The sequence below is a fragment of the Anaerolineales bacterium genome (assembly GCA_016928575.1).
Lineage (GTDB): Bacteria > Chloroflexota > Anaerolineae > Anaerolineales > RBG-16-64-43 > JAFGKK01.
This window is the reverse complement of sequence record JAFGKK010000066.1, coordinates 1-19,947: the sequence shown is the minus strand read 5'-3', so window position 1 is coordinate 19,947 and position 19,947 is coordinate 1. Positions and strand designations below refer to the sequence as shown.

Genomic DNA, 19,947 nt, shown 5'->3' with positions numbered 1-19,947 from the left:
GCCGCTATAATATCGGAGGACCGTCCGCGTTTCCCCGTCGGGGGAGGGACGGCAAAGGATAAAGATGCCGCCGAAAATATTGGTAGTCGAAGACGAAGAGCCGATCGCCTCCTTCCTGCGCCGCGGGCTCACCTACGAAGGCTACGAAGTGGAAACGGTCGCCGACGGTCCTTCCGCGCTTTCGAAGGCGCGCGATTCGCGGCCGGACCTGGTCGTGCTCGACCTGATGCTCCCCGGCATGGACGGGCTGGAAGTCTGCCGCCGCCTGCGGACCGTCCACTCCTCGTTGCCGATCCTCATCCTCACAGCGCGCGATTCCGTCTCGGACCGGGTCCAGGGCCTGGATGCGGGATCGGACGATTACATGGTCAAGCCGTTTGCGCTCGCCGAGCTTTTGGCGCGGGTGCGCGCCCTTCTGCGCCGGGCGGGGCCCGGGGAACCCGAAATCCTGCAGTTCGCCGACCTGCGGCTGGATACCGGCACCCGCCAGGTTTTCCGGGGCGAGGCGAAGATCGACCTAACCTCCAAGGAATTCGATCTGCTGGAGTTGTTCCTGCGCCATCCGCGGCAGGTGCTTACCCGCGAGACCATCTACGACCGGGTTTGGGGATACGATTTCGGAGGGGAGAGCAACATCATCGAAGTCTACATCCGCTACCTGCGCCAGAAGTTGGAAGCCGAGTCCAGAAGCCGCCTGCTCTTCACCGTCCGGGGGGTGGGCTACGTGCTGCGGGAAGAAAGCTGAGTCCCCGGGAAAGGGGATACGGCATGTCGCTGCGCGCCCGCCTGATCTTCGGCTACTCCGCCCTCCTGGCGGCGATCCTCTTTCTGTTCGGCGGCAGCCTCTACGTCATCCTGCGCTCCACCCTCACCATTCAAATCGACCAAGTGTTGCAGGAATCGGCGGCCGACATCCTCAAATCGATGGCCGTCCGCAGCGTCGACGACCTGAAGTATCTGACCCTTCCGCCCCTGCCGTTCCCCTCCGCCAACGCCTACGTCCAGGTATGGAACGCACGGGGCGCGCTGCTGTCCTATTCCCCCAACATGCAAAGCGTCATGGAGCCGCTCGACCCCGAAGCCCTGCCCAGATCCGTCATCGGCACGCCGCTTTCGTACGGCCCCGATCTGGGGGCGGCCACCGCGACTCTGGAATACACGCCCCTCGCACCGGAGGAGGCGCGTTTCTCGGACGCCATGATCCGCGGGCTTCACCTGCGGGTCTTCACTCAGCCGATCTGGGTCGACGGGGAGTACCTCGGCCTGTTGGAAATCGGCACCCCGATGACTATGGTCGACCGGACGCTTTCGATCCTGTTCGTCGTCCTGTCGGTCGGCGGGGTTTCGGCCGTGCTGCTTTCGATCCTGATCGGTAACTGGATCGCGCTCGGGGCGCTGCAGCCGCTGGAAACCGTGACCGCCGCCGCAATCCAGATCACCCATGCCGACGACCTTTCGCGCCGGATCCCGCTCAAGGCGCCCGCTTCGAGCGAAGTCGGCCGGCTGATCCAGGCCTTCAACGATACGCTTGAACGGCTGGAGGGCCTGTTTTCCGCCCAATCCCGCTTCTTGGCGGATGTATCCCACGAACTGCGGACGCCGCTGACCTCCATCCGCGGAAACGTTGACCTGATCCGGCGGATGGGCCCCGACGCCGAATCGCTGGATTCGGTCCAATCCGAAGTCGACCGGATGAGCCGCCTGGTCGGCGACCTGCTGATGCTTTCCCGCGCCGAAGCGGGAACCCTGCCGCTGGTGAAGAAACCGGTGGAGATGGACACCCTCCTGCTGGAAGTGATGGAACAGGCGGTCGGTCTGGCCCAGGGGAAAGTGGAGGTGTGCCTCGGAAACCTGGAGCAGGCTTCGGTCGTGGGCGACCGCGACCGATTGAAGCAGCTGCTCCTCAACCTTGTGGTGAACGCAATGCAATACACGCAGGCCGGAGGCCGGGTGGTGCTGTCCCTGCGCGTCTTTGAGGACTGTCTGCACATGACCGTATCCGATAACGGCCCCGGGATCCCCGCCGACGAATTGCCGCACATCTTCGACCGGTTTTACCGGGTGGATAAATCCCGTAGCCGCGGACCGCATGGAGGTTCCGGCCTCGGGCTGTCGATCGCCCAGTGGATCGCCCATGGCCACGACGGCCGGATCGAGGTCGCCTCGGAGCCCGGAAAGGGGACGACGTTCTCGGTTTGGCTGCCGCTGGGGGAAAGCGACATCCGATCGTCGACCACCGACGAGCGTTCAAGCGCCCGTTCCGACTAAGTCTCGCCCAGCGGCGACGGCGATCATGAATTGTCCCATCGGCGCCGCGACAGAGCCGCATCGCACAGCGAGGTGCCCCCGGCGGCGAGCCATTCCTCCAAACGCGGGCTGACGGAGCCTCCAGCGGCCGCATCCGCATAAATCCCCCCTCCCCAATAGGCGTAGTTCCGGGTTTCCTCAGGCCAATCCGCCTCGTCCCAGCTGATCACGCCGTGGCCGCCGTTGTACCCGGCGAGCGCTAGGCGCACATCCCCCTGCGCGAGCAGAAGGCTTCGCGTAAGGTACGCCAATCCCCGCCGGGCGTTGGTCTCCGGATTCCGCATATCTTCCCCCGCCTCGAAATGATACGGCATCACCTGGAAGAGGCCCTGCGCGCCGGAGGGGGAGACGGCGCGGGGATCGCCGCAGGATTCGATCTGCATCACGGTTGCGGCCAAGTTCGGATCTAATCCGTATTCCTCCGCCCAGCGCGCGATATCGGCTTCCCAGGCGCGGACTGTGGGCATGAAAAACGAGGCGATCGGAGAAACGGGGGCGGAATACTCCTTCACAGGTGCGGCCGCGATGGCGGCGGCGGCGCCCGGCCGGGCAGCCAGCCCGCCGACAGCAATCACCGTCAGAATGGCAATTCCCAAAGGGGCAAACCGGGCGAGGATCTCGGGCTTCATGGATTTGTCATCTCCTCCTTTGGCGGCTTGCGTGCTCCGCAGGATTTTCTCACCCGCGCTACTTCAAGCATTTCCGGATTTCTTTGCGGGCCCAGGCGTAATGGCTGCTGGTGCACGACACAAAATACGACCCCAGCGTGGTGGACTTGGTCCAGGAGAACCGCCCGACGGTGAACAGGTCCGCGTCGCGGATACCCTCGATCGTCTTCCGGGTTTCAGCGTAGGAGGCGCGGAACTTCTTTAGAACCTCCTTCCACGGACGCGCATGGTGTCTCTCGAATATTTCCTTGTTGAGCGCGGGCAATTGGGACCATTTGAATTTTTCCGACGGAACGGCAGGGGTTCCGCCTGACCGCCCGGTTTCGTACCATCTTAAGACCATCTGCTCCCACTCCGTCAGGTGGGCCATGATGTCCTTGATTGAACACTTGGTCGTCCGGTGGACTGCAGTCAATTGCCGTTCAGATAACCCCTCGAACGCGTTCTCCAGCGCTTGATGCTCCTCTTGCATGGCCTTAAGCAGATCCTTCTTGGTGCTTGGTCTCGGCATGGTTTTCTCCCAATGAGAACGGAATCTTTATCGCGATCTCCCGCAAGGAATGGACTGCTAAAAAAAGGACCAGCCCGCTTTTCCACCCGTCCTCCCTTCCGGAAAAGCGGGCGGGCGCCGTGCGATTCGATAGGGTTATGATCTTCCGCCGGTGAACGGACGAACCTTTGACGGAACATGTCCCGTCACGCCGGAAAATTGCCCTTGCCGGGAAGACAACCTCCCGCCCGCCGTCGCGGACACGGTTGCCGCGTCGCCGGGTATCTGCGCAATCGAGAACTGCACGGGCGCGGGCTTCCCTGCGGCGGCGGGAATCTGCGCGGTCCGCGCGCCGCTCGAGAGTGTCAGCGTCCCGATCAACAGGATCCGGATCAACCAAACCGCACCAGCGACGAGAATTGGCACGTAGAGGAGGAGATCCCCGCGCGCGATCATCTCGTTGCCCAAGGATGGCTGGCCGAGCAAGGCGACGGTCACCGCCCACCAAGTGGTGGCGGCATTGATCATTCCCGCCAACAGCCAAGCCGCCAGCAGGTAGATCCCTTCCAGGCGCCCGTTTGCCGGGCGTTCCTGCGGCGAGAACAGGTGCGCGATCCCGGCGAAGTCGATCCCGCAGAAGGCCAGGGCCAGGATCGTCGACCAGGAGACTCCCACGAACCTCAAGCCGCCCATCACTCCGTCGAGCGCATGCTCGGTGGTGCTGAAATTGAAGGCTTCAAAAAGCACGGTCGCACAGAGGATCAGGCACAGAAACATTACTCCGCGCTCCGGCAGCCGGATGTTGGGGATCAGCGAAGAGACGGAGAGACGAAATGGTTTTTGGGTTTGTGCGGTTTGCATGGCTCCACCTCCAGAAAGATGGCTCTCATTATAGAACAAGCGTTCTATTTGTCAATAAGGCAAGGTTTATGCCAGTTTTCCAGGCCGATTTTGTCCAAATCCTCCTATAATTCATGTACCCAAAAAGGAGAGGGAGCGCGCACCGGAACACGGTAAAAGCCTGAGTCCTCTTGAAAAACATCCACCGTGGGAATAATTCTTCGCCGGAAGCACACCCCCCGCGCCACAGGAACAGGGGCATATACCTGTGACGGCCGGTGGTTCGATGTCCTCCCTACAAACGCCCATGCGAATTCGCCTGCCTTCCAAGGAGTGGTTTTCCTCCGATACCGCCATTCTGCTTTACATCGCCGCTGGAAAATTTTTGTTGCACATGCTGGTCAGCAACCAGTACGGCTACTTCCGCGACGAACTGTACTACCTGGCGGCCAGCCGGCGGCTGGATTTCGGTTACGTGGATTTCCCGCCGTTGATCGCGCTGATCGCCGCGCTGGTGCGGGTCTCGCTTGGCACATTCCTGCCCGCCCTGCGGCTCCTCCCGGCGCTGGCCGGCGCGGGGGTGGTGTTCCTTACCGGCAGGATGGCGCGCCTGTTCGGCGCGGGCAGATACGCACAGGCGCTCGCGGCGTTGTGCGCCTTCGCCGCGCCGGTTTTCCTCGGCATCAATTCGCTGCTGACCATGGATTCCTTTGAGCAGCTCTTCTGGGTACTGGCGCTGTACCTGCTCGTACGGATCCTCCGCGGGGATGATCCGCGGCTATGGCTGGGCTTAGGCCTGGTGGCCGGAATCTCCCTGAACGACAAAATCAGCTTTCTGTATCTGGGATTGTCGCTCGCCGTGGGCCTGCTGATTTCGACGGCGCGGACCCACCTCCGGCGCTGGCAGTTATGGGCCGGCGGCGGGATCGCGCTGGCCTGCTTTGCGCCTTACGTCGTCTGGAACGTCGTTCACGGCCTGCCGACCGTCGAATTTTGGGGCAATTACGGATTGAAACTCAAGCCGCTGGGGCCGTTCGAATACCTGCTTCAACAGATTGTGATCATGCACCCCTTCACGCTTCCAGTATGGCTCTCCGGCCTGGTGCTCTTTTTCCTGCCGGAAGGGAAACGCTTCCGCCCGCTGGGATGGATGTACTTGGTCCTGCTGGCGGTTTTCACCCTCCAGGGTGCAAAAATTTATTTTCTGGCGCCGTTCTACCCGGTCCTGCTGGCGGCGGGGGGGGGACCGTGCGGAGCGGCTCTTTGTCCGGCGGTCCCTTGGCTGGGCCCGGCCGGCCGCGCTTGCCGCGATCGGACTCGGCGGCTTGCTATTCGCCCCAGCCGCCATGCCGCTCCTGCCGCTCGAGGCGGAGATCCGCTACCAAGCCGCGATAAGCCCGTACGTCAATATCAATTCGGAGGCGGGCGACAGCGGCGTCCTACCGCAAAACCTCGCCGACCAGTTCGGCTGGGCCGAGTTGGCGGGCACGTTTGCGGAGTTCTACAACCGGCTGGCGGATGAGGATCAGGTCAAGGCCTGCATCCTGGCCGATAACTACGGGGAGGCCGGGGCGCTGGAGTTTTTCGGGCCGGCGCTCGGATTGCCGCCGGTGATCAGCGGGCACAATTCCTATTACCTGTGGGGTCCGGGCGGATGCACCGGAGAGGTGATCCTGTACTACGGGGCAGGTACGGAAGCGGAGTTACGGGCTAATTTTGAATCGGTCGAGCGGCTCGGCCAGACCCACTGCGAGTACTGCATGCCCTACGAAAACAACCGGCCGATCTACCTGTGCAGGGGGATTAAACACCCGCTGGAGGAGATCTGGGGGGATGTGAAACTGTTTATCTGAACCCTTGGCAACCCTTCGGAACCCTTAGGGTTCTCCGAACCCTAAGGGTTGCCTGCTTTTACGATAGCCGACGCTTTCCCGACTTCCGCCGCCCACGCCCCCGCCCATTCGAGTTCGCCCGGCTCCATCCGCTCCAGGTTATGGCGGCGCTTGCTACCCTTGGGAGGAATATCCCGCGCAACGAAAAAGCTCTCCGGCGGAAGGATCAGCCGTGTGCCAAGTTTCCGCAATTTACGGCCGATCTCCCCCGCCGCGGAACCGGCGAACCAGGCCGGCATACGGTAGCGCGTGTCGAACGCGGCCACTTGGATCCCGTGCAACGCCTTGCGCGGCATGGACGCGAACACCGCCGCCAGCCGCCGACTCCTCCGATGGCGGTGAGTCGGCCCGCCGACGACGAGCAAATCCACGTCCCGCAGTTCCTTCTTGGCCATCTTTTCGGCACTCACGGCCTGAACGGAAAACATCCTTCCTAGAACAGCGGCGACCGCGCGGGCGGTTTGTTCCGTATTTCCATGAACAGAGTCAAACATCACCAAGGCCTTCATCTTGTTCTCCAATCCGGGGAACCCTTGGGAACCCTAAGGGTCCTCAAGGGTTACTCTTAGCGGAAGAATTTCACCGCCAGGACCGCGCAGATCACCAGCCAGGCCATCAGTACCAGCAGGTCGGTCCCGAGCGGATGCAGCGGCGTTCCCCCGACCATGATTTGCCGGAACCCGTCCGTAAGGTACGAGAGCGGCATCGCATCGACCACCGGAAGGATCCAGCGCGGCATCGAATCGACCGGGAAGAACAACCCGGAGAGGAACATCATCGGGAAATTGATGAACTGGCTGGCGCCGTTGATCCCTTCCTGGGTCTTCCCCCAGGTAGACATGAAGTAGCCCAGGCAGACGAAGGAAAGCGCCCCGAGGACCACGAAGCCCGCGAGGTAGAGCAGGTTCCCGACGATCCGGACCTGGAACACCAGGATTCCGACCAGGATGATCAGGCCGGTCTGGGCCAAGCCGATAGTGATCCGCGGAGCGACCTGGGCCGCCAGAAGCATCGTGCGAGTGAACGGCGTCGCCCCAAGGCGGCGCAGGACTTGCTGCTCGCGCAGCTGCGCCAGCGGCGGGGTGGTGGCGAAGATCCCCAGCCGCATGATCGCCGTGGCCAGGATCCCGGGGACGAGGAAATCAATCGTCCGCAGCGAGGAGGCGGTGATCGTCTCCATCCGGACCGCGAACAAGGCCGTCCGGCCGGCAAGCCCCTGCCCCACGCCGCCGAGGACTTTATCCACGACGGTTAGCAGAACCTGGGCGGTGACCTGGTTCGACGGATTGTAGTGCACCCGGATGTCGGCCGTTTTGCCCAACATCACCGCGGCGCTGACGCCCTCGGGGATGACGACGATCTCGTTCAACTCACCGCGCTTGAGTTTCTCCAGCAGGTCGTCCGGCGAGCCTTCGATCACTCCCAGGATTTCGACCTTCCCAAAGGCTTGCGCCAACGCGGAACCGATCCGGGTTCGGTCCTCATCGGCCACACCGACTCTGTAGGAGGAATCGCCGCCGCCGCTGAAGATGACCCCGAACAGCAGGATGAAGAACACCGGGAAAGCGATCGTCCAGAACATCGCAAAGCGGTTGCGGTTGAATTCCTTTAGATTGGAAACATAGAGCGTGAAGAAGGTGTTTATGGCTTACTCCCGAATTCTTTTGCCCGTTAGTTTGAGAAACACGTCTTCCAAAGTGGTACGGCGCAGGTGCGGATCGTCGAAATGAATCGTTCCGGCTTCCGCCAGGTCGGTCAGTCCGCCGAGGGTGAGGGCGGCGTTTTCGGTGTAGATCGTTACGTGCCCGTTCTCGCGGATGGCGGACCGGGTGACGCCTTTCAGGTTACGGAAGGTGCCTTCCGGGGCCTTGGCGTCCTTCTGATCGAACTCGATCGCGGTTTCGCAGAAGGATTACCGGATCAGTTTCTGGGGCGTATCGAGCGCGATGATCCGCCCGCGGTCGACGACCGCCACCCGCAAGCAGAGGACCTCGGCTTCGTCCATATAGTGCGTGGTGAGAAACACCGTAGCGCCCTCGCGATTGGCCGCACGGATCACCTCCCACAGGCTGCGGCGCGCCTGCGGATCCAGCCCGGTCGTCGGCTCGTCGAGGAACAGAATTTCAGACTTGTTGACCAGGGCCAAAGCCACCGACAGCCGCTGGCGCTGGGCGCCTGAGAGGTACTTGCTCTGGGTGTTCCGCTTTTCACCGAGGTTCATCATCTCAATCAGATCATTGGTGGCACGGGTTTCGCCGCGATAGAACGTGTTGAACAAATCGAGCACCTCGCGCATCGTCAGGCGCGGATAGAACGCCGTCGTTTGCAGCTGGACCCCGATGCGCTCCTTGATTTTTTGCGGCTCGCGCGCGACATCCAGCCCGAGCACCCGCACCTCGCCCGAATCCGGCGGGTGCAGGTCACCCAGGATTTCGGTCGCGGTCGTCTTGCCGACGCTGTTGGGCTCCGGAATTCCGAAGATCTCCCCCCGCCCGACGGTAAAGCTGATCCCGTCCACGGCACGGGTCCGTTCCGTACGTTTTTTCAATTACCGAACTTCGATCGCAGACATCACGGTATCCTCCGTATCCCATGGATCGGTGTTTTTGCTGGTATTCCGTTGTGTGCGGTGGAAAGGGTTTACTCGCGAAGCAATTCTTCGATTTCCCGCTGGGCGCGGTCCAGGACTTCCCGGACCTTGCGCAGCTTTTCCGGATTTACGTGGCGCCGGTTGTGCTTTACTGTTTTCAACATGTCCTTCATTCTGCCCACCATATCGTGCACCTCCTCCGAGGAAGCCCTCTGGTCCCACCAACCGTTCATGCGCCGGCGGACGTCGTCCACTTGTTCCTTTTGTTCCTCGAGAAACCGGGTTCCCCCGGGTGTGATCGTATAAATCTTTCTCCCCTCAACCTGAGAGGGCGTGATGTACCCCATCTCCTCCAACATCTGCAGGGTCGGATACACCGTCCCGGCGCTGGGGGTATAGAGTCCCCCGAATCGGTCTTCCAGCGCGCGGATGATCTCATATCCGTAGTTGGGCTTTTCCCGCAGGAGATCCAGAACGACGTACTTAAAGTCACCCCTTCCAAATCGACTTTCCCGCCACGACCTTCGATTACTTCTCAACGCATCATCTTTCCACGAATTTTAGCTATATATCGCGATATATCGTGATAGTATCTTTTATCTGTTTTTTTTCTGCTATCAAGGGGCAAACCGCTATTAGTATATTTTTGGACAATACTTCTCCACAATTACAAAAGAGAGATGGTTCACTCCGGATAACGCCAAATTTTACAGGAAAAACCACTTCCATCCCGAAGAAAGAAAGTCCGCCAACTACATTTCCATATTGGAGAGAACATATCGGAACCCTTGGGAACCCTTATGAACCCTAAGGGTCGGGCGGCAACCCTTAGCCACCCTTGGGAACCCTAAGGGTTCCATGCACGGGAATGCATACTGATATAATTCCTTTTTAATGCGCATCCGACCGCCACTTTGGAGTGGATCGTGAAACCGGATCCCGCCCATCTTCCAGCGCAGGCACTCCCGATGCCGAATTGCGCCGGTCGGCAACGGGCGTTTTCCTCGTTTTTCCCCCGCTTCCCCGCAAGCCTTGCCGCCGACCTAATCCGGGAAACGACTAATCCAAACGACATTCTGCTGGATCCCTTCAGCATTTGCGGCGCAACCGCGGTCGAGGCCGTTCGCAACAGCCGCCGGGCAGTCATCGTCGAACGGGATTCGGTGACCGCCTCCCTGGCGGAAGCCCTGCTCCGCCCCGCCAGCCTGCCGCTGTTGCGCTGGGCCTTCGAGGATGTCCGCCGAGCATGCCTGGAAGAAATTTCCGCTTTGTATGCAACCACATGCCCTAAGTGCGGCGCACGCGGCTTCGTCCGGAAAATCCATCTGAAAAACGGGAACGCATTGCGGATCGAGTATTCCTGCAACGATTGCGGCAAGAAGCTGGAGAAGAAACCGGACACGGACGATCGAGAGACCGAGGCGGAATTCTCCGGCATGGAAATCCCTTTTTGGCACCCGGTCTTTCCCGTACACGCAGCGGGCCGGACCCTGCGCTACCCACAGGATATGATCACCCGGCGTTCGGCCGGGGCGCTTTCCAGGATTTTTCAGGCCATAGAGAACCTGGCGGACAACTCCGCCCAGTTCGGATTGCGGGCTGCGTTCGCGCGGGCCCTGCCTGCAACCGGCCGGCAAAATCCTGCGGAATCGGAAGTTGAAGAAAATCCATGGCCGGCTTTCGACGCCAGCTTTTTGGAATTTTATAATGCCAAAAAGGAAACCAACCGGATATTGAAAAACGCAATCCTCGGACGGTCCTTCCCCGAGTTGGCGTCCGGACGGGCCAACATCTTGATCCTTGTCGGGACGGGACCCTGGACGGAAGTATTACCAGAGTCCTCGGTTGACGGCGTGGTGAGCTCGGCGCCGTCCTTGGGCGACGGCAATGGATCCCTGCGAACGGCGATCCAAGCCGCTTGGCTGAGGATCCCGCTCTCCGCCCTGCCGGCTGAAGAGCGCGGCGGGGAATGCGCCGCCCTGCTTCGCGGCATCCGCCGGGCGGCCAAGCCCGGCAGCAGAATGTCGATCCTCGTACCGGAAAAAGGGAAAACCGATCTGCACGGGCTTTTGAATCAAATGGAAGAAAGCGGTCTGCCGGTCGAGCGGATTGAATACCGGAACGCGGCGGATCCGCGCCATGAATCTTCCGCCTACATCCTCCACGCGCAGGCGCAAAAAATCGAACCGAAACCGCCGGGGGCAATTCCGGAAGCAATCCTTCTAAACAAAATAACCGCTGCGGCACGGGCCCGCTTCCGCGTCCACGGACCCGAAACCACAGCCCGGAAAATATTACATGCGTTCTATCCCCGGTTGGAAAGGGAGGAGATCTCCTCGGCCGCCAAGCATTCGATCGACGACCTTCTGGCGCAATCGGTCTCGGGCTTCGCCGAAATGCGGCACGGAAAGGTCATCATCCGCAAGGGAAAACTCAGGACGGGCGGCGGAAAAATCCCCGCAAAGTGGCGCCGGACCGTGCTGGATGCCGAATCGCTGGCGGCGGGAAATCCGGGGGAGTCGGCCGCCGCGCGCCGATCGGCTGTCCGGCTGCTCGCCGCCGAAGGCTTCGATGGGGAGGATCTGGAGGCGGTCCGCGCCGGCCTGCGGCCGGCGGAGATCGAACGCCGCCGGATAGCGCGCGCCGCCGGCCTTCTGGGAGAATGGGGCCGGCTTCTAGGCCGCGCCGTCCGAAAACGGAACACCGGAACCGCTTGCGTCATCTGGAAAACCGCCCGCGGCGGGTCGATGGAATTCGCCCTCTTGCCGGAAAACATCCAACTCGCCACCCTTCAGGAGGACGGCCAATCCTCGATCTGGGGCGCGGTTTCGTATCCCGATCTGGAGCGCGGGCTGCTATCTTGGTGCCGCAGCCATCCCGAGCCGGGAAAGCCGCTTGCCGCGAAGCTGTTTCCGCTGGAACGACCGTCGGCGGATGAATCCGGGAAGGCGCAAGCCTCCGGCGCAAACGAAGCGGATTGGCAGTTGACGGTCGTCTACAACCGGAAAATCTGCGAGCGGCATTTTTTGCTGACCCTGGAACTGCCGAAAGGCGCGCGTCTTGAATACCAACCCGGACAATTCTTCCACATCGAATGCGATCCGGACGGCGGGAAGCGCCCGTATCCGCTCACCCTGCGGCGTCCGCTGAGCATCCACCGCGCCCGCTACCCCGCCTTCGATCCGGCCGCGCTGAAAGGATCGGGCGACATCCCGGAAGAATTGCGCTTGGCCCTTGAAGCCCATCCCGCACGGCTGGAGTTCCTTTACCGGGTTGTCGGCGAAGGGACCGAACGACTCAGCCGGATCCGCCGGGGAACGGTCCTCAAGGCCATCGGCCCGTGCGGCAAAGGCTTCCGCATCGGCGAGGAACCCACGGCGGTGATCGCCGCCGGCGGGATCGGGATCGCGCCGCTGGCCGCGCTGGCGGAACGGTTGAGGTTCTGCGGGAAGGAAGTGTTGGTCTACCTCGGCGCGGTTGAAAAGGGGATGCTGAACCTCGCCGTCACCCGCGGCGGCGGGCAGGAGTGTCCGGGCATCGGGATTCTGGAAGCGGTCGAGGAAGAATTTCGCCGGATCGGCGCCCGGGTGCTCACCGTCTGCACGGACGACGGCTCAGTCGGCGAACGGGGGCTGGTGACCGAGATGCTCGAGCGCGGGATCCGCGAGGGGTGCGTGCCGCGCGCGGGCGTGCGGCTCTATGCCTGCGGGCCGGCGGGCATGCTGAAGGCCGTGGCGCAGATCGCCGCGCGCCATTCCCTGCCCTGCGAGGTGTCGCTCGAGGAGCGCATGGCCTGCGGGATCGGCGCCTGCTATTCCTGCACTGTGGCGGTGCGGCAGGCGGACGGCCAGGTTCTCAAACAGCGGGTCTGCCGCGAGGGGCCGGTATTCCAAGCGAGGGATATTCAATGGAAGGATTAGACGTCACACTCGGCGGGCTGCGTCTGGGGACCCCCCTGGTTTCCGCCTCGGGAATTTACGGGCTGGATTACGAGCGGCTGGCCGGCTGCGCGCCGTGGATGAGTGCGGCGGTTACCAAAACCGTCACCCTCCATCCGCGGGCGGGAAACCCTGAGCCGCGGATCGCCGAAACGCGGGCCGGAATGCTCAACGCGATCGGACTGCAGAATCCCGGGATTGCGGCCTTCGCCGCCGAAGAACTCCCCAAGCTGCGCGCGCTCGAGGTGCCGGTGATCGCCAGCGTGGCGGGATCGGAAACCTCCGAATACGTCCAGTGCGCGGAGATCCTGAACGCGCGCGAGGAAGTCCACGCGATCGAGCTCAACGTCTCCTGTCCGAACGTCGAAAAGGGCGGGATCGAATTCGGCTCCGACGCCTCTGTGCTGGAGGAACTCGTCGCCAAGGTGAAAAAAGCGGTTCCCGGGAAGACCCTGATCGTCAAACTGACGCCCAACGTCACCGACATCGCCGCTACCGCCCAAGCGGCGATCGACGGCGGAGCGAACGCGCTGTGCATCATCAACACCCTGCGCGGAATGGCGATCGACGTCGAACGGCAGAAGCCCACCCTCGCCAACCGGATCGGCGGCTTGAGCGGGATCGGGATCCACCCCGTCGCGGTGTACGCGGTCTATAGGTGCTACACCGCCTGTTGTAAGAAACACAACGTCGCCATCATCGGGCTGGGCGGCGTGACGAACGCCGGGGAAGCGCTTGAGCTGATCCTGGCCGGGGCAACCTGCGTCGGGATTGGGACGGCGATGTTCCGCGCGCCGGGGGTGTTCGCGGATGTGGCCAAGGGATTGTTGGCGTATATGAAGCGGAAGGGAATCGGATCCATTTCCGAAATCATCGGGAAGGCGGTTTCATAATACCGTCGGGTGGATTGACGGCCGATAAAATCATCCCACAAAGCCGACGAGGTGCTGTAGGGTGGGTTGACGGTCGGCAAAACCATTCGGCGTAAGAATACAATCCCGCCAAGCCGACGAGGTGCTGTAGGGTGGGTTGACGGTCGGCAAAACCATTCGCGCAAGAATACAATCCCGCCGTCAACCCACCCTACGGAAATCAAATTCTTTCAGATAAAAAAACCGCAAGGCCAATGCGATGCTGTAGGGCGGGTTGACGAACTTTAAGATCCATCTTTTTTCACAAAGGGGGAGAATACCCATGCCAGAATATCGACGGTTTTATCTTTCGGGCGGAGTGTACTTCTTCACGGTTGTCGCCTATGATCGAAAACCTTTATGGAGTGGTCCAAAGGCGCGCGAAATGTTGTGGGTTGCATGGGAGGAAACAAAGAAACGTCGGCCATTCCATGTGGAAGCATTCGTACTGTTACCGGATCACTTGCACTGCATCTGGAGGCTTCCGGAAGGGGATGCGGATTTCTCCACGCGATGGAAGGAAATTAAGCGTCGGTTTTCCCGCGAGTTCGGGTTAACTACCGGCATCGGAGGCGAAAGAAATCCCTCCAGAATCAAGAAGGGTGAGGCAGCAATCTGGCAGCGTCGGTTTTGGGAACATGCCATCCGTGACCAATACGACTTTACCAATCATGTGGCATACATCCATTTCAATCCCGTCAAACACGGTTTGGTCAACCAGGTAAAGGATTGGCCTTGGTCCAGTTTCCATCGCTACGTCGCATTGGGAATTCTCGATCTTGATTGGGGCGGGATTGATCTGTCGCTCGACGCAGGAGAGTAGGGTGGGTTGACGGCCGACTATAACCATTCGGCGCAAGAAGACAATCCCGCCGTCAACCCACCCTACGGAAAACCTATTCTTTTTGAGAAAAAAGCAAGGCCAACGGGATCTTGTAGGGTGGGTTGACGGCCGGCAATAACCATTCGGCGTATGAAAGCAATTTGCCGTCAACCCACCCTACTTACCTTCCAGCACCTGCCCTACCTGCTCCGCCGTGAGTTTCCCCTGCGCCTGCCAGATCGGCAGCAGGTCGCGCAGGCGGGCGGCGGAATGTAGACGCAAGCCGGCCGCGGTCAGGCTTTCCGCGCCGCCGGATTCGCGGTCGACCAGCACGACCAGATCCTCGACCACCAGACCCGCGCCGCGCAGCTTCTCGAGCGCCTCGAGCTTGGCTCCGCCGGTGGTGATCACGTCATCGACCATCGCGATCCGCTCGCCCGGCTTGTGTTCGCCTTCGATCTGCGCCTTCGTCCCATAGTCCTTGGCTTCCTTGCGCGGGTAGATCATCGGCCAGCCGGCCTGCAGGCTGATCGCGGCCGCGATCGGCAATGCGGCGTAGGGCAGGCCGGCGATGCGGTCGAACGCGAGGGTCTTGAGCAGCGGAACGTAGCCCGCCGCCGCGCGCGCCAGCAGATCCGGATGCGAAACCAGCTGCCGCAGGTCGAGGTAGATCGGCGATTGCTTGCCGGATTTGAGCGTGAAGTTTCCGAATTTGACGCAGCCCGAGGCGCTGAGGATCTCGGCGACCTCGCGGTGGGCCGGGGAGGGGCCGCCCTTCGCCGCGCGGTCGGCCTGCATCGCCTCGCGCATGGCCGCCACCAGGGCTTCGGCTTCGGTCCGCGGGCTGGCGGCTTTGGCCAGCGAACGCGAGACGTTGATCAGCATCCCCAGCCCGTCGGCGCGCAATCCGGCTTCCAGCGAAGCTTCCAAATCGCCGCCTTGCGCGCCGACGCCCGGAACCAGCAGCCACAGGTCCGGGGCGAGAGTCCGCACGCGCGCGATCGCCACCGGATCCGTCGCTCCCGCCACCAAGCCAACGTTCCCGCGTTTGTTCCACGCTTGCGCCAGTTCGACCACCCGCTCGAAGAGGGGCACGCCGTCCAGCCGCCGCAGTTGAAGATCCGCCGCGCCCGGATTGGAGGTGCGGCACAGGACGATCGCGCCGCGCTCCTCCCGCTCGAGAAACGGCGCAACTGAGTCGCCGCCCAGGTACGGATTGACCGTGACCGCGTCGACCCCGAGCGTTTCGAACGCCATCCGCGCGTAGGCCTTCGAGGTGTCGCCGATGTCGCCGCGCTTGGCATCGAGGATCACCGGAACGCCCTGCGCGCGGCACGCACCGACCACGTCCACCAGCGCCGTGTACCCCTCCGCACCGAAAGCCTCGAAGAAAGCGATGTTGGGCTTGAACGCCAGCGCCAGGTCCGCCGTCTCGCGGACGATCCGCAGGCAGAAATCCTTGGCCGCGGCCGCGTTCGGCGCCGCCAGCAGATTCGGATGCGGATCCAATCCGACGCAGAGCAGGGATTGTACGGCTTTGGCGCGTCGGTCAAGCAAGCTTGAGAAATTCATCATCGTGTGGATTTATCTCCTGCGGGACCAAGGACCATAGACCATGGACCTTGGACCATCGCCGATGGTTCACTTGCCTAAATATGCCCGAAAACAAAAGTCCGAGGCCATGCATTTTGGCTTTTCATCCCCCACAAGCGCAAGAATGGCGCCGGCGGAATCCACGGCCAAGGTCCATTGTTCATAGTCCATCGTCGGCCCTTAGGCCTTCCCCAGCACCATCGCCAGGAGCGCCATGCGGGTGTAGAGTCCGTATTCCATCTGGCGGAAGTAGGCCGCCCGCGGGTCCTCGTCGAGCTCCATGGCGATCTCGCCGACGCGCGGCAGCGGGTGCATGACAATCATGTGGTCTTTGGCCTTTACCAGAGTCTCGGGCGAAATCACGAAGGCGCTTTTAACCGATTCGTAGGCGGCCGGATCCTCAAACCGCTCCTTCTGCACGCGGGTTACGTATAGCACGTCGGTCTCCGGGAGGATCGTTTCCAAAGCGGCATGCTCCTGGACCGGAACCCCCCGCGCCTTCAGCTCGGCCACCAGCTCGGAGGGCATGCGCAGGATCCCGGGCGACACGCAATGCACCTTGGTCTTGAATTGTGACAGCAGGCGCGAGAGCGAATGGACGGTGCGCCCGTATTTCAGGTCTCCCAGCATCGTCACCGTCAGCCCGTCGGTCCGGCCGAGCTCCTCGCGGATGGTGAACAGGTCGAGCAGGGCTTGGGTGGGATGTTCGCCCACGCCGTCGCCGGCGTTGATCACCGGCTTGCGCGAGTATTGCGCCGCGATCGCCGCGGATCCCACCTCCGGATGGCGGATGACGATCACGTCGGCGTAGGATTCCAGCGTGCGCACCGTATCCGGCAGGGATTCGCCCTTCGCCACCGAGGAGTAGCGCACCTCATTGATCGGGATCACGCTTCCGCCCAGCCGCTGCATCGCCGCCATGAAGGAGGAGGAGGTTCGGGTCGAGGGTTCGTAGAACAGGTTGGCCAGGATCTTGCCCTTGAGCAGGTCGAACGTGCCGACATGCTCGACCATCGAGCGCATCTCCTCGGCCACGCCGAACACGTACTCCAACCCGCTCCGGTCGAACTGGGCCACGGAGATGATGTCTTTGCCATAGAACGGCGTCTGGCGCATGTCGCCGAAGGGAAGGTGCGGGCTCTTTTCGCGACGCTGGGTCGGGGGAACATACGTGGACATGGCTGCTTCCTTTCTTTTCGCGCGATTCCGCCGTGCGGTCGGCGCCGGGCCTGTTCTATAAATCCAACGGAATGGGTTTCACCGGGTCGGGTGCAAGCCCGCCGGATATGTTCCTCCCAAACCCGGGTTCGACGGTGACGTCCGGCGCGTCGTAGGCGGTTACCCCGCGGAGATCAACCCGCATCACCCGGCCGCGGACGTTCCATCCCTCGAAGGGAGTCCAAGCGCATCGGGTTTTCAGGTACTCCCCGCGGATCGTCCACCGCGCTTCGAGGTCGACCTGGATCATCGTCATCAATTGCTCGGGGATGGAAAAGATCCGCCGCGGATTGTCGTGCATGCGCTGGAGCACATCCTCGACCGTCAAGCGTCCCTCGTGGACGGCGGTCAGCAGCAGCGCCAGCGCGGTCTCCAAGCCGGGAAATCCCGGCGGCGGATTCTTCCCGTCCTTTTCGTCCAGGGTATGGGGGGCGTGATCGGTTGCGAAGCAATCGATCACCGCCAGGTTTTCCCAAAGCGCCTGCTGATCGGCTTTGGCAGCCAGCCGGGGCCGCACCTCCCCGCGACCGGCCCCGATCCGCGGGAGGTCTTCCTTGGTCAGCAGGAGGTGATGGGGAGTGGCTTCGCAGGTGACCTTCACCCCTTTTTCCTTGGCGGCCTTGATCAGGAGGATTTCCGATTTGCGGCTGACGTGCGCGATGTGCAGGCCGCGATTCAGCCGGGCCGCGATCTGAATCGCCATGGCGATTTTCCGGCCTTCGGCATGGACGACGATCGGTTTATCGGCGGGCCAGTTGGCCATGTGGGAGTTTACCGCGGTTTGGGTTTTTAGCTGCAGCGCGCCGAAGGTGAGGTCGAGGTACATTTTCAGCCCGGCGGTTTTGGGAGCCAACTCCGCGGCGGTCTTCCCGTTGCGGCTTCCGGCGCCGAGGAACAAGCCGTAGTCGCACAGCGACTTTTTCCGCGCGGCCGTTTCCGCTTCATCCAAAGAAACCAGGTCGACCACCGGCGGATGGGTGTTCGGCATCGCCAGCACACAGGTGAACCCGCCGGCCAGCGCGGCGGCCGTGCCGCTGCGCCAATCTTCCTTATGGGTCTGGCCCGGCTCGCGCATGTGGACATGCGGATCGATCAATCCCGGAAGGCTGATCAGCATCGCCGTCCTCCCCGAGCATGAAAAAAGAGAGCCGCGAGGCTCTCTTCTGAGGAACGGAAAAAGAAAACGCCCGCGCGGGGTACGATCCCCATTCGGGCGCTCTGAGGAAATCTTCGCGGGTGATTTTCCATGCCGGGCGAATTATAGGCGGTTTCGTCGTTTCGTCAAGCGACGGCCGGTTTGGACCGATTTCTACGGCATAGTCGATGATGAGAACGGCTGAATCGCCGCGCAGCCCTCCGCCCCGCCCCCCTCCTGAAAAAAAACATCCACGCAGAACACGGAGGGGCACGGAAAAAAAACGATATCCATCCGTGCGTTTCCGTGCCCTCCGTGGATTTATTCCCCCAGCCCGCAATCCCCGCGCAGTTTGCGTTTCAACTCGCCCGGCGCGGCCGCGCGGTCGTCCTTCCCCAAACTCACCCCCGTCACCCAGGCCGCCGCCCGCATCCAGCTGTCGCCCTCGGCGCCCATCTGCTCGCGGGAGAAGCGGTAATCGCACTTGCGGATGAACTCCTTCAACTCCCACAGGAGCGTTTCCGACCGCCGCAGGCCGTGGCGGCGCAGAACCGCACGGGTGTTTTCATCCCATTCCAGCGCGAGCGCCCTCTCCAAGTGATACAGGCAGAAAACCTCATTTCCCTCCACCAACTCGAGCATCCGCTCGTCGCCGGCGCGCAGCGTATCCACAAGAGTCCGCAGCACCGCCTCTTCTGTCTCCCGTTCCACCTGGCAGGCCAGGCAGTCCGGATTCTCGTTTTTCGAGAGGGTTCCGGAGCGCGCTTTGCGCGAGAAGGGATTGCGGAAGAGGACGCCTCCTCTGGCGGGGCCTGCGCCCCCGCCCGCTTTCAGCGCCTCGGCCGCGTCCTCGATCAGCCGGTTGTAAAGGATGGCCACGCCGAGCGCCAATCCCCAGGGAATCCGCAGCAGCATCTCCGCGTGCCGCAGGCAGTAGCCGCCGGTTTCGGCGAATAAATTCTGCGCGTTCGGATCGGTGACGAGTTCGTACAGGGCATGGTCGATGTAGTGCATCGGCTTCCGGCGCACGAGTTCGCAGGCCGGGCAACGCCCCTTAGCCAGGTTTTCGAGGATGTTAATAAAATGCTGGGGTTTCGGCCATTAAAGTCTCTTTAAAAAATTATACATCCACCCGACCTAACCTCTCCCCCCTGCCCCCTCCTCCCCTGTCGATGGTTTCCGTCACTGACCTAACCTCTCCACCCCCTGCCCCCTCCTCCCCTTCCCTTAAGGGAAGGGGAGGAGGGGGCAGGGGGTGGTAGGGTTAGGTCGGAAACTAACTCATCGAAATTCTCTCCACAATGGAGTCTATATTGTCAAATACCTCCTCATTCCAAAATCGTAGAATTCGAAAGCCGTTTGCTTTGAGAATGAGGTCTCTTTCTCTATCTTTTTCCGGATTTTCACGATGAACGGGACCATCCAACTCCACAATGAGGCTTGCCTTATGGCAATAAAAATCGTATCTGCTCAGCCTCAGTAATACTGAAATGAAATCCTGCTCTTTTCCATCCTCACCCCTATCCCCTGGCCCCTTCCCCC

The 19,947-nt window shown here is 61.8% G+C and carries 19 protein-coding genes; 7 read left to right on the top strand and 12 right to left on the bottom strand.

Translation table 11 applies throughout. The features are described 5' to 3' along the window. The first annotated feature begins 64 nt into the window (after nt 1–64). Together JW929_08705 and JW929_08700 are read left to right on the top strand one after the other, a co-directional pair. Entirely contained in the window at nt 65–745 is a 681-nt protein-coding gene (locus JW929_08705; GenBank protein MBN1439475.1) for a response regulator transcription factor, read from the top strand. 23 nt (nt 746–768) lie between these two features. Further along, nucleotides 769–2,268, top strand: coding sequence for a HAMP domain-containing histidine kinase (locus JW929_08700; protein ID MBN1439474.1), 1,500 nt, complete (start codon nt 769–771; stop codon nt 2,266–2,268). Nucleotides 2,269–2,291: 23 nt separating this feature from the next. Here JW929_08700 and JW929_08695 read toward each other — a convergent pair whose 3' ends face one another. The 3 genes from JW929_08695 to JW929_08685 form a co-directional block, all read right to left on the bottom strand. Beyond that, nucleotides 2,292–2,936, bottom strand: a complete 645-nt coding sequence (locus tag JW929_08695; GenBank protein MBN1439473.1) for a transglycosylase SLT domain-containing protein — start codon at nt 2,934–2,936, stop codon at nt 2,292–2,294. Between the two features lie 58 nt (nt 2,937–2,994). After that, the gene (locus JW929_08690) at nt 2,995–3,486 is read right to left on the bottom strand and encodes a ClbS/DfsB family four-helix bundle protein (GenBank protein ID MBN1439472.1); all 492 of its coding nucleotides are present in this window, start codon (nt 3,484–3,486) and stop codon (nt 2,995–2,997) included. Between the two features lie 135 nt (nt 3,487–3,621). Then, complete coding sequence (locus JW929_08685; protein ID MBN1439471.1) at nt 3,622–4,326, bottom strand: hypothetical protein; 705 nt, start codon at nt 4,324–4,326, stop codon at nt 3,622–3,624. 265 nt (nt 4,327–4,591) lie between these two features. On the opposite strand from JW929_08685, the gene JW929_08680 reads away from it, so the two are divergent. Then, complete coding sequence (locus JW929_08680) at nt 4,592–5,827, top strand: glycosyltransferase family 39 protein (protein MBN1439470.1); 1,236 nt, start codon at nt 4,592–4,594, stop codon at nt 5,825–5,827. Next, nucleotides 5,784–6,158, top strand: coding sequence for a hypothetical protein (locus JW929_08675; protein ID MBN1439469.1), 375 nt, complete (start codon nt 5,784–5,786; stop codon nt 6,156–6,158). The genes JW929_08680 and JW929_08675 overlap by 44 nt, the downstream gene beginning before the upstream one ends. A 41-nt stretch (nt 6,159–6,199) precedes the next feature. Here the strand turns inward: JW929_08675 and JW929_08670 are convergent, their stop codons facing one another. The 4 genes from JW929_08670 to JW929_08655 all read right to left on the bottom strand — a co-directional run bounded on the left by JW929_08670 (nt 6,200) and on the right by JW929_08655 (nt 9,326). Then, entirely contained in the window at nt 6,200–6,706 is a 507-nt protein-coding gene (locus JW929_08670; protein MBN1439468.1) for a flavodoxin domain-containing protein, read from the bottom strand. Between the two features lie 56 nt (nt 6,707–6,762). Beyond that, the gene (locus JW929_08665; protein ID MBN1439467.1) at nt 6,763–7,779 is read right to left on the bottom strand and encodes an ABC transporter permease; all 1,017 of its coding nucleotides are present in this window, start codon (nt 7,777–7,779) and stop codon (nt 6,763–6,765) included. A gap of 330 nt (nt 7,780–8,109) precedes the next feature. Further along, complete coding sequence (locus JW929_08660) at nt 8,110–8,745, bottom strand: ATP-binding cassette domain-containing protein (protein MBN1439466.1); 636 nt, start codon at nt 8,743–8,745, stop codon at nt 8,110–8,112. Nucleotides 8,746–8,837: 92 nt separating this feature from the next. Continuing rightward, on the bottom strand, nt 8,838–9,326 hold the full coding sequence (locus JW929_08655) for a PadR family transcriptional regulator (protein ID MBN1439465.1): 489 nt from the start codon (nt 9,324–9,326) through the stop codon (nt 8,838–8,840). 387 nt (nt 9,327–9,713) lie between these two features. Between JW929_08655 and JW929_08650 the strand changes: the two genes are divergently transcribed. The 3 genes from JW929_08650 to JW929_08640 all read left to right on the top strand — a co-directional run bounded on the left by JW929_08650 (nt 9,714) and on the right by JW929_08640 (nt 14,459). Continuing rightward, nucleotides 9,714–12,707, top strand: coding sequence for a hypothetical protein (locus JW929_08650; GenBank protein ID MBN1439464.1), 2,994 nt, complete (start codon nt 9,714–9,716; stop codon nt 12,705–12,707). Continuing rightward, nucleotides 12,695–13,618, top strand: coding sequence for a dihydroorotate dehydrogenase (locus JW929_08645; protein ID MBN1439463.1), 924 nt, complete (start codon nt 12,695–12,697; stop codon nt 13,616–13,618). The genes JW929_08650 and JW929_08645 overlap by 13 nt, the downstream gene beginning before the upstream one ends. Nucleotides 13,619–13,919: 301 nt before the next feature. Then, the gene (locus JW929_08640; GenBank protein MBN1439462.1) at nt 13,920–14,459 is read left to right on the top strand and encodes a transposase; all 540 of its coding nucleotides are present in this window, start codon (nt 13,920–13,922) and stop codon (nt 14,457–14,459) included. A gap of 177 nt (nt 14,460–14,636) precedes the next feature. On the opposite strand, the gene pyrF is transcribed toward JW929_08640, so the two are convergent. The 5 genes from pyrF to JW929_08615 form a co-directional block, all read right to left on the bottom strand. Next, a complete protein-coding gene (gene pyrF, locus JW929_08635; GenBank protein ID MBN1439461.1) occupies nt 14,637–16,034 on the bottom strand; it encodes an orotidine-5'-phosphate decarboxylase in 1,398 nt (465 codons plus the stop codon). A 198-nt stretch (nt 16,035–16,232) separates the two neighbouring features. Further along, nucleotides 16,233–17,231 carry an aspartate carbamoyltransferase gene (pyrB, locus tag JW929_08630; protein MBN1439460.1) on the bottom strand — a complete coding sequence of 333 codons (999 nt, stop codon included), beginning with the start codon at nt 17,229–17,231 and terminating at the stop codon, nt 16,233–16,235. 55 nt (nt 17,232–17,286) lie between these two features. Continuing rightward, nucleotides 17,287–18,387 (bottom strand): amidohydrolase family protein, encoded by a 1,101-nt coding sequence (locus tag JW929_08625; protein ID MBN1439459.1) that lies wholly within the window; start codon nt 18,385–18,387, stop codon nt 17,287–17,289. 339 nt (nt 18,388–18,726) lie between these two features. Beyond that, nucleotides 18,727–19,419: a hypothetical protein gene (locus JW929_08620; protein ID MBN1439458.1), complete on the bottom strand. Its 693-nt coding sequence runs from the start codon at nt 19,417–19,419 to the stop codon at nt 18,727–18,729. A gap of 262 nt (nt 19,420–19,681) precedes the next feature. After that, nucleotides 19,682–19,947, bottom strand: a 266-nt coding sequence (locus tag JW929_08615; GenBank protein ID MBN1439457.1) for a DUF559 domain-containing protein, incomplete at its 5' end; no start/stop codon positions are given.

Excerpts from the sequence above, each read along its gene's own strand:
- JW929_08640 (MBN1439462.1), top strand. The coding sequence starts at position 13,920 with ATGCCAGAATATCGACGGTTTTATCTTTCGGGCGGAGTGTACTTCTTC.
- JW929_08625 (MBN1439459.1), bottom strand. The coding sequence starts at position 18,387 with ATGCTGATCAGCCTTCCGGGATTGATCGATCCGCATGTCCACATGCGC.
- JW929_08665 (MBN1439467.1), bottom strand. The coding sequence starts at position 7,779 with ATGTTCTGGACGATCGCTTTCCCGGTGTTCTTCATCCTGCTGTTCGGG.
- JW929_08695 (MBN1439473.1), bottom strand. The coding sequence starts at position 2,936 with ATGAAGCCCGAGATCCTCGCCCGGTTTGCCCCTTTGGGAATTGCCATT.
- pyrB (MBN1439460.1), bottom strand. The coding sequence starts at position 17,231 with ATGTCCACGTATGTTCCCCCGACCCAGCGTCGCGAAAAGAGCCCGCAC.
- JW929_08700 (MBN1439474.1), top strand. The coding sequence starts at position 769 with ATGTCGCTGCGCGCCCGCCTGATCTTCGGCTACTCCGCCCTCCTGGCG.
- JW929_08705 (MBN1439475.1), top strand. The coding sequence starts at position 65 with ATGCCGCCGAAAATATTGGTAGTCGAAGACGAAGAGCCGATCGCCTCC.
- JW929_08645 (MBN1439463.1), top strand. The coding sequence starts at position 12,695 with ATGGAAGGATTAGACGTCACACTCGGCGGGCTGCGTCTGGGGACCCCC.
- JW929_08620 (MBN1439458.1), bottom strand. The coding sequence starts at position 19,419 with ATGCACTACATCGACCATGCCCTGTACGAACTCGTCACCGATCCGAAC.
- JW929_08690 (MBN1439472.1), bottom strand. The coding sequence starts at position 3,486 with ATGCCGAGACCAAGCACCAAGAAGGATCTGCTTAAGGCCATGCAAGAG.
- JW929_08680 (MBN1439470.1), top strand. The coding sequence starts at position 4,592 with ATGTCCTCCCTACAAACGCCCATGCGAATTCGCCTGCCTTCCAAGGAG.
- pyrF (MBN1439461.1), bottom strand. The coding sequence starts at position 16,034 with ATGATGAATTTCTCAAGCTTGCTTGACCGACGCGCCAAAGCCGTACAA.
- JW929_08670 (MBN1439468.1), bottom strand. The coding sequence starts at position 6,706 with ATGAAGGCCTTGGTGATGTTTGACTCTGTTCATGGAAATACGGAACAA.
- JW929_08685 (MBN1439471.1), bottom strand. The coding sequence starts at position 4,326 with ATGCAAACCGCACAAACCCAAAAACCATTTCGTCTCTCCGTCTCTTCG.